This is a genomic window from Nitrosomonas sp. Nm58 (assembly GCF_900107335.1).
Classification (GTDB): Bacteria; Pseudomonadota; Gammaproteobacteria; order Burkholderiales; family Nitrosomonadaceae; genus Nitrosomonas.
In genome coordinates this window covers 61,783-74,315 of record NZ_FNPQ01000014.1, presented here as the reverse complement: position 1 = coordinate 74,315, position 12,533 = coordinate 61,783, and the positions used below count along the sequence as shown (strand labels likewise).

Below are 12,533 nucleotides of genomic sequence, written 5' to 3'. Positions count from 1 at the left end.
CCAAACCCGTCATGCAGCACAGCAAGATGTGCTGCAGTATATTTCCATGTTCTATAACAGCCATCGACTGCATTCATACTTGGAGTACAAAAGCCCCAATCAATATGAAGTGGAAACAGAAAAATTGAAAGAAGTCGCTTAACCGGGTTGTCCGGTTTTACTTGACCAGGTCATCTCAGCATATTGGCATTGATTTCCAGACTTCGAGATACTTCTGTCGTCGTATGGCCCTGATCCAATACCAGACTGATCGCATCTAATTTGTATTCCTTTGTATATTGCTTCCTCGTTACCATTACTTCCTCCAGTTAAGCTATTTTCTCTTAACTGGAATGTCCGGATTCATTAAACCAGGTCAATTCTCTACGATGTGGCGAGAACGCTAGAACTTCAGAGCGTAGTTTCTTGGTATTTTCCGGTTTTTTGGGGGAGAATGGGATGACAGAATTCATACCTTGAATTTTGGTTTGCACCACCAGCGCGAGTGTATCGCTATCGTAACCACGATCTACAACCAAATATTCTGCGGTAATTATTTACTCACTTGCGAGTTAAAAGGTTCGCGTACGGTTGTGCGTCCAGCGAAGGCTGGCGTGTTCAGCAGGAGACAGATCTGCCGGGGAAAGAGTCAGAAGCTCCGTAGCTTGGATAGCAGGGTGGCGGGTAACCAACATCCTGAAGCCTATCGACAAGACTTTCCTTGGGGAAGTGCAAGTCATGAGAACGGTATGAGTTTAAGGATCAGTTACCAGCAGTTATTCGTGGCCTTGTATGTAAGACTCACTCTCTTTTTGCTTAGCATAGAGAAGGACCAACACTGCCCTTACAAGTTATTGAGAAACTCTTTGATAGCCGCGTTAACCGCTTCTGGTTCCTCGATAGTCGAAGAGTGTCCTGCTCTGGGAATCCTGACTAGGCGTGATCCGACTATTTGGGATTGGATGCGCTCGGCTTTACCCGGCACAGTAGCCACATCTTCCTCACCGACGATGATCAGTGCGGGAATAGTGATTCCACCGATTTCGTCATAAACGCCCTGGCGATCCACCACGCCCCTGACTGCGCGGGTAATACCGATACGATGATTGGCAATCAAACGCTTTTCCCACTCTTCTCTCTGCGCGGCGCGGTTGAGATCGGTAAGAAACGTCTGACCGAACATGATCCGCATGACCGGGGAGATGACCAACCTCAGACCCAACCAGCGGGCGACGAAGTTAAGTCGATTGTAGCGCGGTACGTTTTCCTCCGGTTCTGGGTCAGCCGATGTATCCAGCAGGATCAATGATCGGAGAAGCTCTGGTCGGCTAACTGCCAACCGCATCCCAATAAAGCCCCCCATCGAAAGCCCAGCAAAATGACAGGGAACGCAGCCCAATGCCTCAATCAATGCAGCGGTATCCCGATAGAGAGTGTCCATGTCATAGCCGTCGCGGGTAACTTCACTCTGCCCCTGACCACGAAAATCAAACGTGATGCAGCGGTAGCGATCCTTGAAAGCATTGACCTGTGCCTCAAACATTTGGCCACTCCACAGCAGGCCATGGGCAAACATGAGGGTCTCGGGCCCAGTCCCCTCATCTGTGTAATGCAATTTTGCTCCGTTAACTTGAATCTCAGGCATGAAGTATAGAAAAAATAAACGTTATTTAAATAGTAAAATGTACGTAAAGTCGAATACTTAGTCAAAATTGCAGCTGAGTGATCAAAAGCTAGTTGTCATTGCCTAAAGCAGCATCAAAAATCCAAGAATTATAGCCCGAATATTTCATAAATTGGCACGTACCCTCACTTGTCTTTTGATTAATAAGATCCTGCGTGATCATCACGCGAATTTATGAAATATTCGGGCTAGCCTTTTGTCTGAGAGTATCCAAAGGTAGATGTTTGCCACTATCCTATCGGACTGAGTAGATCACCTCGCGGTATTCCTTGGTTGCGTTTCTCTCACTACCTGTTTCGGTCTATCGACGCTCTCTCAGGTGCGGCCAATATGTAAGAAGAGAAACCTTTTTTGACTGCTTATCAATGTGTTTGATAGCATGCTGAATCTTTTAGTACATTTTTCTTGAAAAAAGAAAGCTATTTTTTCCTATACCTATGTTTCTTATTGATTTTATTCTCCACATTGACAAGCATCTTCAGGAACTCGCCTCAGAATACGGATTATGGATTTATGGAATTCTCTTCCTGATTATATTTTGCGAAACTGGGCTTGTCGTGCTTCCCCTCTTGCCCGGCGACTCTCTATTATTCGCTGCAGGTTCCCTCGCGTCGTTGCAAAACTCGCAACTCAATCCACATATCTTACTTGTTGGATTATGCATTGCAGGTATTTTGGGAGATACTGTGAATTACTGGATAGGTAAAAAAATCGGACCCAAAGTTTTTACCTCGCAAGAATCCCGCTTCTTCAAAAGAGAGTATCTAGACAAGACCCACGCCTTTTACCTCAAATACGGAGGTAAAACAATTATCATTGCACGCTTTCTTCCCATCATTCGCACATTCGCTCCATTCGTTGCAGGTGTTGGAACTATGCCCTATCGTACCTTCATTGTTTATAACATAATCGGTGCCGTGCTGTGGGTCGGATTATTTATTTATGCCGGATTTTATTTTGGACAACTCCCATTTGTACAAAAAAACTTTAAGCTCGTCATTCTAGCAATTATCGTTCTATCGATAACGCCACCTGTAATTGAATATCTCAAACATCGCTATAAAAGAAATAATCAAGTAGATTGAAGTTGATTGATTTACTCAGTTATTTGGATCAAAAAACTGACAACATCAAGCCAAATCAAGCCTATTTGTGGATCTGACTGTAGAAAACCTTAACGCATTCAGTGATCTCTTTTTTGTCTGATCACAACACATGAATCCGCAGCCAGAAACGGACGAGCAAACGTGATTCATGACTTTGCATGTTGAGCAGGAATTCGCAGCAATGCTGGCAGTATGACGAGAGTACAAATCAGGGTGAGAGTTAGTCCAACGGTAAGTAATGCACCCATGCTAGCGGTACCTTTGTGTGATGAGAACATAAGACTTGCAAAATCGACTAAGGCGGTTAAAGCGCTATAAAAAATAGCGCGTGCAGTACTGGTGTGAATCAGAATTTCACTTACCTGCTTTTTATCCAAGCTTCGGTACACCATGTGCAGACTGCTATCAATACCAAGACCAAGCAATAGTGGCAAAGCAATAATATTGGCAAAATTGAACGGTATATTCAACAAGACGGTGAAGACACCAGTAAATACGCTGGACAGCAAAAGTGGAATCAGCACCAGTACAGTGTATTTTATGCTGCGCAATAGTATCAGAAGTGCTACTGTAACTCCTGCCAGCGCCAGTGAAAAAGCGTGAACAAATGCTTCCACCACCGCCTCTCCTGCCTCCAGGCTTACCACTGGCATACCGGTAGCTTGAGGTGCTATTTGTTGTACTGATCTTACGAACTGAGTCAATGCTTCATTATCACCGATATCTTCTGATGGATAAACTGCGATTCGGTATTCACCTGCCTGGCTACGCCAGCGGCCACTGAGTGATTCAGGTAGCTCTTGCTCGCTAAAGGGTACAGCTTCAATTGAAGTGCGTAAACGCTGAATCGCAGCAGGTAATGTGGAGAGCAGATCCTCATCTATTGAATGCAGTAATTTCTCCTTATCGCTGAAATTTGCTCCTTCCAGACGGACAAACAACGCTTCAAGAGATGTCTTGAGAGTAAGCGCAGATTCTGATAAAGAGGATTCAGGATACTCCTTAATATAACGGTCTAGTGCTGCATTCAAAGCATCCAATGCTTCGAGTTGCTGTACTACCATTTGCTTATCTGTTGACGGCTCCGGCATCGATAGTATCACTGGTCCGATTATAAGCGCCATTTCCTCGATAGCTGAAAGCTTCACTTCCTGCTCCGTTGGTACAAAATCGAGCATTGTGACTATTTTGCTTACTCCAGGAAGCTCGGCTAAGCGTTCCGTTAGTTGCCGTGTTTCTTCTTGATCCTTGGTTAACACGATTGCATGCCAAGGCGAATGTTCGGGGGATGCCAGTAACTCTCGGAAAGTCTGCACCGCTTTTCCCTTTGGATCTTGCATATTAAGCAGATTGTAGTCAAACCTTACCTGAGGCAATAGTGCTATAGCAATAAGTAATAACACAAAGATAGAGACATACGTCAATTTGCGCCACTTCAACGATAACTCAAGCATTTTACCCAGGGACCCCTTCACACCAGAATCAGGGATGGATCGCTCTGACAAATATCGTAGCAGAGCAGGACCCAGTATAAAGGTTACCAACAGACTGATCAGCATACCTGTACCGGAGATTATCCCCAACTCTGCTACTCCACTATAGCTGGTGGGTATAAATGCGTAAAAACCAATCGCGTTAGCAATAGTACATGCAGCCAGCGCACTTCCGGCTTCGCCACCAGCTTTATACATGGCATCTGTTGTTAGTAGACCGCTCTCGAGTACTTCGCGATACCGCAGCAGAAAGTGGATAGCAAAATCCGCACCAAGACCTATGTATAGCACTGCAAAAGCAATGGAGATAACATTCAGTTGACCAATAGCAGCAGTAGCAAAAGCAGCGGTGAGAAGCAGACCTAGCGTTAAACAAAGCAATACGGCCAGGGCTAACCTGATAGTGCGCATAGCAAAATAAAGCACTATTCCCACCAGTACAAAGGTAATTATTCCCGCAAATTCCATACCGCTGAGCGAACTCCTGAGCTCATCATCAGCTAACGCCACATCCCCAGTAATACGAAGCTGAATTGGACCATCATCCGTTAAGCCAATATCTTTCGCTGCAGCATACACCGCTGCTATAGCCTGCTCGCCTGGAAATAGTTGTGTGTAATCTGGTTTCGGTTTTACTATAATCATCTCTTGGTAACTACTCTTCTGCGGCTCACCGCGAAAAAGCGTCTGCCATGATAGCGCCCGTGGCTTACCAGCAAGCTGCGCATTCAGAGTTTCGCTCACCCCTTTGAATACCGGCTCCAACTCCAAATTACGGCCTTTGCTTAATTCTTCTACTGCTCCAGTGAGCACCGAGGTAAAAGTATGAAGTGTAGGATTTTCAGCAATGCGCGCAATTAATGGCTGTGCCGCTGCCAAGCGATCAGTAATGTGTTCGAGCTCAGAGACACTCTCGTAGAGCAGGCCATTGCGCTCAAAAAAAACATCAACGTTCGGAGGATAAATATCAGTAAAATTCTTGGTATCTTTTTTTAGGCGTGCTGCGAGATGATCAGCGGCAGAATAAGCCTGCTCAGGTGTGGGAGCATTCAGCACCAGTAGCAAGATATCCATCTCCTGGGGGAATGTTTTATTGTAGTGTATGCTATTAACACGAAACGGTAGATGCTCAGAGAGCATATCTGTGGTATCGGTATTCATACCGAGATTGCGCGAGATGTATACAACGCTAGCCACAGCTATCAAGAGTGCCGCGAGCAAAATCCAAGGAGCATAGCAATAGGAAATGCTAGCGCAGCGGGCAAAAGTACCGTAGAGCCGACTGTGTGAAGTTTCCATTATTATTTCAATTTTCCTTCCGGAAACAAGCTGGAATAACCAACCTCTAATCTGTTAGTGTTTAATTGCATTATTTCAATCAATATTTTCTGGAATCTAATTGGATATAAAACAATAGCTTGCTCTTAGATAGAATTAACCTAATTTCTGCAGTTAAACACTGATTCTTTTTAGCACTAAGTTGGAAGAGAAGTTGACTCTATCCTTAAGAAGATTCAGTCAACGGGATCAAACAGATTGGCAATTTTTATATTCATTGTCTACAACTGTGTCTATATGGAGTGCACTTGATTCTGGGTTATGCATTTAAGCTATTGATTTTATAGTGCTGTTGAGAGCAGCCGAACCCCCGACTTACCGATTGAGAAACATAATTGTAAACTTAAGATTAATACAAATCAATCACTTACAATATTTTATAACCATAAAATCAATATCGTGCAGCCTAAACAGTAGGATTTGTAATGTAGTTTGACACAATTAGTGAGACCTTTGCAAAACTCGTAATTCCTGAAGAAACCCTCCGAATCCTGATTTTTGGCCGATGACCAAGTGATATTTCTGTAACTTTTTCGCAAAAAAATCTGGAAGGGATCAACCTAAAGCACTTCATCGGCTCAGAAGATGTATTTTTCCTGAGAGAACCGCGGTATTGAGTGATCGACATACAACTTTGGCAACCTTTTCAGGTTATACGCCATGGCTTGCAGCATATAGCATATGCCAGCCATGTGCTTTGGCTAATCCCCGGTAACGCAGAACTTTACTGCCAAAGATACGCTCTACGACATAATGGACTTTGGTAACCAGGCGATTGCGCTGTAATTGCCGTTGCGTAAGCGGTTTGTTCTTCACCGCCTTATCCTGAATGCCATTTTTGAGGCCACGTGCTTTCAAGGCCTCTCGGTGTTTCTGACTACAATAAACTTTGTCGAGCAAAGTTATTAAAGTATGGACCAACCAGCTATCATTTAATACTTGAAATACTTGAACTGATCAGTCATCAACCTGGAAATTGTCAAAAAATGAATATACTCATTACTGGCGCAACAGGATTCATAGGTCGGCACCTGGTACAGCGCCTTAAACAAGACCATCACACGATCAAGGTACTCAGTCGCAATGGCGTGCGGGCACGCCAGAAACTGGGGGTACCGGCTTTTGACTGGAATTATGCTACAGAGGAAGTGCCTCCTGAAGCACTGGAGAATACCCAGATTATCATTCACCTGATGGGTGAGAATCTGGGCGGCGGCCGCTGGACTGACAAACGCAAGCGCGAAATTTATGAATCACGCATTGTCAGCGCCCGCAAGCTAGTAGCAGCAGCCCCTTCCACTCTAGAATGTTTTGTCTGTGGCTCGGCTATTGGTATTTACCCAGGCGAAGGAGAAGGTATTTATGATGAAACCTATGCGGTGCCTGCCCAAGGAAGTTTCATGCAGACCATCTGCCGTGACTGGGAGATGGAGGCTGCAAAAATCGAAAACAAGGGTGTGCGCCGGGTCAGCATTCGCACAGGGGTAGTACTGGGTGATGGCGGCATGCTGGATAAACTCCTGCCGGTATTCAGGGTAGGATTGGGTGGACCTGTCGGTCATGGTCGTCAGTGGCTCTCATGGATTCATATTGATGATCTAGTGTCGGTATACATAACCGCTGCACTGGACACTCGCTATCACGGTCCGGTAAACGCTGTTTCACCCAAGCCGGTACGATACCGCGAATTTGCTGCCGCCCTTGGCAAGGCGCTGCATCGCCCCGCCTTCTTCCCTACCCCGGCTTTTATCCTGAAACTAGGATTGGGTGGACCTGTCGGTCATGGTCGTCAGTGGCTCTCATGGATTCATATTGATGATCTAGTGTCGGTATACATAACCGCTGCACTGGACACTCGCTATCACGGTCCGGTAAACGCTGTTTCACCCAAGCCGGTACGATACCGCGAATTTGCTGCCGCCCTTGGCAAGGCGCTGCATCGCCCCGCCTTCTTCCCTACCCCGGCTTTTATCCTGAAACTGGCGTTAGGCGAAGCCGCGGCCCTGGCTCTGAATAGCTATCACATCGCCCCCACAAAATTGTTACAGGAGTATGGCTTTAAATTTAAATTTACGGATTTACCTATTGCACTAGAGGATTTGTTCGGGAAAATTTAGCACTCAGCGCATCGAACGTGACGACACCACTGTCCGTTTTCTGGTTTCGGCGAGATTTGCGTCTGGAAGACAATGCGGGATTTTCTCAAGCCTTGGCATCCGGACGACCTGTTCTGCCCATTTTCATTTTTGACCCGTTTATTCTGGATAGCTTGCCTCGTGACGATGCTCGTGTCACGTTCATTTACGATACCTTGCAAATGATGCGGACTCGACTTCAAGCGCAGTTTAGCCGCTCACTTGCGCTCTATCATGGAAAGCCGCTTGATGTATTTGATCACATCTTGCGTTCATATCTTGTTGCTGCCGTATATACCAACCATGATTATGAACCTTATGCGCGAGAGCGTGACGATGTGGTACGCAAATGGTTACAGTCAAAATCGGTGGATTTCCATACTTGCAAGGATCATGTTCTGTTTGAAAAAGATGAAGTTGCTAAGGAAGATGGCAGTCCGTATGTCGTTTACACGCCTTATATGCGCAAATGGAAAGCCATTCAGAGTCATACGACGCTTATCACTCATCCAACCGGAACGAAATTGATGAATCTGATCCAGCAATCTCCCCTGCCTGATCTATCACTGACTGACATAGGTTTTAGCCGATCAACTATCGCCATACCTCCTTACCGGCTTAACTACGAGTTACTGCAGCATTATGAGCGTGACAGAGATTTTCCAGCCATAGCAGGCACTTCTCAGCTAGGGCCTCATCTACGCTTTGGCACGGTGAGCATTCGCAAAATTCTTCAGGTGGCACACCCAGTCAGTGAAACCTTTTGCAATGAGCTGATCTGGCGAGAATTTTTTTGCCAAATCCTGTGGCATTTTCCCTATACCCAGAATAAAAGTTTTAAGTCGTTATTTGACCACATTCAATGGTCAAATAACGAAGCTGAGTTCAAACGCTGGTGTGAAGGGATGACAGGCTATCCCCTGGTAGATGCAGGTATGCGTCAGCTCAATGCAACCGGTTTTATGCACAATCGTGTGCGCATGATCACAGCCAGCTTTTTGTGCAAACACCTGTTAATCGACTGGCGCTGGGGTGAAGCTTATTTTGCAGAAAAATTATTGGATTATGAAATGGCAAGTAATGTCGGCAACTGGCAGTGGATAGCAGGATGTGGCGTTGATGCCGCACCCTATTTCAGGGTCTTCAATCCCACCACTCAAATCAAAAGATTCGATAAAAACTTCGAATATATACAGACATGGGTAAAGGATTTGCATGCCTCTACTTATCCTAAACCAATCGTCGACCACGCCTTCGCACGCGCGCGCTACCTGGAAATTTGTCGACAGGCTGTTAGCTGACTGTAGTTAAGATTAAAAGAAGTAAGGATCTCAGAGCACACCTTTATCATGAATGCGGTAGGCAGTCTCAACCGGCACAACCCACACCACGCCATCATGCGGTAGGCCCGTTTGGCATTCTCGTACGATTATGTCAACGATGATATTTACCATCTCATCGTTGACTAGCGCCGTTACCAGGATCTTGTCCGTAAAATCGGTTAATTCTTCACGCACTGTTTGATGCTGCTGTCCGATAGCCGTGGAAAATCCCTCACCTTTGCACACTACTAAACTGAAAAATTCAGGTATGCTATGCAGTGCGTTGCGTAATTGGTTCAGGCGCAAAGGACGAATAATGGCACGAACTTCTTTCATAATAGACTCTCCTCATGCTTCCAGGGGTTTTTCATCAAACCAGCGATACAATGTAGGGAGGACTACCAAAGTCAATAAAGTAGAAGTAATCAACCCTCCGATCACCACAATCGCCAAAGGTCGTTGCACTTCTGAGCCCGGGCCGGTAGCAAATAGGAATGGCACCAAACCTAGCATCGCCACAGTTGCTGTCATCAGAACTGGACGGAAACGCTGTTCACAGCCACGGGTAACCGCTTCAGCAACATTGACGCCCTCTTCACGCAGCTTACGAATATAGGAAATCAATACCACACCGTTCAATACGGCAATCCCCCATAACGCAATAAAGCCTACTGACGCAGGTACCGACAGGTATTCACCAGTGATGAACAGGCCGATCACCCCCCCTATCGAAGCAAAAGGCAAAACAAGAATAATGAGCCCTGCTAACTTGATTGAATTGAACAGCAAGAATAATAAGAAAAATATGGCTGCAATAGCCAATGGAACGATCACTGATAGCGTATCCATAGCACGCTCCATATTCTCGAATTGTCCACCCCACTCAAAGTGATAACCGGACGGTAATTTAATTTCCTTGGCAGTACGCTGCTGTAATTCAGCAACAAAACCTCCGAGATCACGCTCATGCACATTAGCGCCCACCACCACACGCCGTTTAGCAAATTCTCGCGATACCTGGGCAGGTCCATCAATAACCCGAATTCTCGCAACAGCGTGAAGCGGTATTAGCGCCCCACCTCCCGCTATTGCGCCGTCAACACCTGCTGCCGTGCTAGGGGTACGTAATAACAGATCGTGGATGGCATCCACATTATTACGAAAATGCTCTGGATAACGCAGCACCAAGGAAAAACGCCGTTCGCCTTCGAATACATTGGTGATTATCTTGCCGCCAATCGCAGTTTCAATGAGTTCATTCACATCGGCAACATTCAGCCCATGACGTGCAATGGCGCGCCGGTCGATATCGATCGTCAGCGATTGCTGACCGGATAAGCGTTCAATGCGCAGATCACGCGCGCCCCGTACAGACTTTATAATACGCGCCACCTGCTCGGACAATTCTCTCAATTTATCCAAATCATCGCCAAAAATCTTGACTGCGACTTGTGACCGTACCCCGGTCACCATTTCATCCACCCTTTGTGCTATTGGCTGGGATAAAACAATCTGCACCCCCGGTAGAACTGACAGTGCTTTACGGATATCTTCTTCAACTTCTTCCTGGGTACGACCCGATGCCGGATCAATGTTCACAATAGGATCAGACTCATTAGGGCTGGCAGGATCAGCCGGTGATTCTCCACGACCGACTTTAGCCACCACACTCTTCACCCCGGGAATAGCAGCAATCATTTTCATGGCTTCTGTTTCAATTTTTAAGGATTCATCGAGTGAAATAGAAGGCACCCGAATGATCACAGGCGTAATCGAACCTTCTTTCATGATAGGGATGAACGATTTACCCAGGAGGGGAAACAAGACAAATGACAACCCCAATAAACCTACTGCAACCATGATCGTCTTTTTTTCACTGGCCAAAGCCGCATTAAGCAAACGCCGATATCCCGATTTGAGGAAAGCGATAATTTTCGTATCATGATCGGCGCCTCCTTTAAGGATATAAGAACACAATACGGGTGATAACGTTAATGACACGACCAACGAGATTGCTAGCGCTATGGCGATGGTATACGCAAGTGGGCTAAATGTTTTTCCCTCCATCCCTTCCAGAGTCATCAGCGGTAAGAACACCAGAATGATAATGGAAATTCCAAATATCACCGGTGTACCTACTTCCGCAACAGCATCAACAATCGTGCGCAGATGCGATTCGCGGGTACCACTGGCATGGCCCAAGCGGTGAAATACGTTTTCCACGACCACCACCGTTGAATCGACCATCAGCCCAATCGCGATCGCCAACCCTCCCAATGACATCAAATTGGCTGAGATGCCCTGCTGATTCATTACCATGAAAGTAACCAACGGCGTGATAATGAGTGTTGCCACCACGATCAGGCTGGAACGAACATCGCCCAAAAATATGAACAATATGATGATGACGAGCAAAATACCTTCGATCAGCACCTTAGTCACCGTCCATATTGCCGCATCGACCAGATCAGTCCGATCATAGAAAGGAACAATCTGCAGGCCACCTGGCAATAGATTCCGTTCGTTAATGTCTGCAACTTTCAACTTTATCCGTTCGACGATCTCCTTGGCATTTCCCCCTCTCAGCATCATGACGATACCCGAGACAGCTTCAGTATAACCACTCTTGATATTAGCACCCGCCCGCACTTCCGATCCAAATCTGACTTCAGCCACATCGCGCACAAACACCGGTATCCCTTTAATCTCTTTCAGTACGATATCTTCAATATCCTGCAAAGTATTAATAAGGCCAACACCCCGGATCAGATATTGTTCAGATTGCAGCGCCAAGATATTACCACTCGCATTCGCGTTATTGTTGGCAATCGCCATATCGACCTGTGCGAGTGTCAAGTCGTAATGACGCAACTGATCAGGATTAACCAGCACATGATATTGCTTGGCGAACCCCCCCTGGGAATTGATTTCCGCGACACCGGGAATTGAACGTAACATGGGGCGTACCATCCAATCCTGGATGGTACGCCGTTCAGTCAGTTCTTCCACGGTCAATTGACGCTCACCATCATCTGGATGCTCAAGATTATATTGATAGACTTCGCCCAATCCAGTCGATACGGGCCCAAGCACCGGAGTTACCCCTGGTGGCATCCTGTCCGCCACGCCGATCATCCGTTCCATGACAAGTTGGCGGGCAAAATAAACATCCGTCTCATCGGTGAACACCAGCGTAATGATGGATAAGCCACTTTTGTTTAGTGAGCGCATTTCAACTAGACCAGGCAGGCCCGTCATCGCAATTTCGATCGGAACGGTGACAATTCGCTCCATTTCCTCAGGACTACGGCCGATCGCTTCAGTAGCAACTTGCACCTGTATATTGGTGACATCAGGAAAAGCGTCAATGGATAATTCTTGAGCTGCTTGAAAACCTGCACCCACTAAAATGAGTGAGATAACCGCAACGATAAGGCGTTGCTTAAGCATTGCACGTACGATCGAAGCAAGCATGA

At 46.2% G+C, this 12,533-nt stretch carries 10 protein-coding genes and 1 pseudogene; 4 read left to right on the top strand and 7 right to left on the bottom strand.

Going from position 1 to position 12,533, the window contains the following annotated elements:
- Positions 1-142, top strand: a 142-nt coding sequence (locus BLW34_RS07450; protein ID WP_143037874.1) for an IS3 family transposase, incomplete at its 5' end; no start/stop codon positions are given.
- Between the two features lie 34 nt (positions 143-176).
- Here the strand turns inward: BLW34_RS07450 and BLW34_RS07445 are convergent.
- The 3 genes and pseudogenes from BLW34_RS07445 to BLW34_RS07440 form a co-directional block, all read right to left on the bottom strand.
- Positions 177-296: pseudogene (locus BLW34_RS07445) on the bottom strand (transposase); the annotation flags it as partial.
- 27 nt (positions 297-323) lie between these two features.
- A complete protein-coding gene (locus tag BLW34_RS15575; protein WP_143037883.1) occupies positions 324-518 on the bottom strand; it encodes a hypothetical protein in 195 nt (64 codons plus the stop codon).
- 305 nt (positions 519-823) lie between these two features.
- On the bottom strand, positions 824-1,594 hold the full coding sequence (locus tag BLW34_RS07440; RefSeq protein ID WP_218138803.1) for an alpha/beta fold hydrolase: 771 nt from the start codon (positions 1,592-1,594) through the stop codon (positions 824-826).
- Between the two features lie 506 nt (positions 1,595-2,100).
- Between BLW34_RS07440 and BLW34_RS07435 the strand changes: the two genes are divergently transcribed.
- On the top strand, positions 2,101-2,748 hold the full coding sequence (locus tag BLW34_RS07435) for a DedA family protein (protein ID WP_090577637.1): 648 nt from the start codon (positions 2,101-2,103) through the stop codon (positions 2,746-2,748).
- A 167-nt stretch (positions 2,749-2,915) separates the two neighbouring features.
- Here BLW34_RS07435 and BLW34_RS07430 read toward each other — a convergent pair whose 3' ends face one another.
- Together BLW34_RS07430 and BLW34_RS07425 are read right to left on the bottom strand one after the other, a co-directional pair.
- Positions 2,916-5,561, bottom strand: coding sequence for an MMPL family transporter (locus BLW34_RS07430; RefSeq protein ID WP_090577635.1), 2,646 nt, complete (start codon positions 5,559-5,561; stop codon positions 2,916-2,918).
- A gap of 690 nt (positions 5,562-6,251) precedes the next feature.
- Positions 6,252-6,521, bottom strand: coding sequence for a transposase (locus BLW34_RS07425; protein ID WP_090577633.1), 270 nt, complete (start codon positions 6,519-6,521; stop codon positions 6,252-6,254).
- Positions 6,522-6,586: 65 nt separating this feature from the next.
- Here BLW34_RS07425 and BLW34_RS07420 point away from each other — a divergent pair, with 65 nt between their 5' ends.
- Positions 6,587-7,717: a TIGR01777 family oxidoreductase gene (locus BLW34_RS07420; protein WP_090577631.1), complete on the top strand. Its 1,131-nt coding sequence runs from the start codon at positions 6,587-6,589 to the stop codon at positions 7,715-7,717.
- A gap of 17 nt (positions 7,718-7,734) precedes the next feature.
- The gene (locus BLW34_RS07415) at positions 7,735-9,036 is read left to right on the top strand and encodes a cryptochrome/photolyase family protein (RefSeq protein ID WP_090577629.1); all 1,302 of its coding nucleotides are present in this window, start codon (positions 7,735-7,737) and stop codon (positions 9,034-9,036) included.
- Positions 9,037-9,066: 30 nt separating this feature from the next.
- Here the strand turns inward: BLW34_RS07415 and BLW34_RS07410 are convergent, their stop codons facing one another.
- Both BLW34_RS07410 and BLW34_RS07405 read right to left on the bottom strand, forming a co-directional pair.
- A complete protein-coding gene (locus BLW34_RS07410; protein ID WP_090542069.1) occupies positions 9,067-9,393 on the bottom strand; it encodes a P-II family nitrogen regulator in 327 nt (108 codons plus the stop codon).
- 12 nt (positions 9,394-9,405) lie between these two features.
- Positions 9,406-12,531: an efflux RND transporter permease subunit gene (locus BLW34_RS07405; protein WP_090577627.1), complete on the bottom strand. Its 3,126-nt coding sequence runs from the start codon at positions 12,529-12,531 to the stop codon at positions 9,406-9,408.
- Positions 12,532-12,533: the final 2 nt, after the last annotated feature.

What these genes read in the sequence shown, in the direction of transcription:
- BLW34_RS07430 (WP_090577635.1), bottom strand. Translation starts at nt 5,561, where the DNA reads ATGGAAACTTCACACAGTCGGCTCTACGGTACTTTTGCCCGCTGCGCT.
- BLW34_RS07435 (WP_090577637.1), top strand. Translation starts at nt 2,101, where the DNA reads ATGTTTCTTATTGATTTTATTCTCCACATTGACAAGCATCTTCAGGAA.
- BLW34_RS07410 (WP_090542069.1), bottom strand. Translation starts at nt 9,393, where the DNA reads ATGAAAGAAGTTCGTGCCATTATTCGTCCTTTGCGCCTGAACCAATTA.
- BLW34_RS07405 (WP_090577627.1), bottom strand. Translation starts at nt 12,531, where the DNA reads ATGCTTGCTTCGATCGTACGTGCAATGCTTAAGCAACGCCTTATCGTT.
- BLW34_RS07420 (WP_090577631.1), top strand. Translation starts at nt 6,587, where the DNA reads ATGAATATACTCATTACTGGCGCAACAGGATTCATAGGTCGGCACCTG.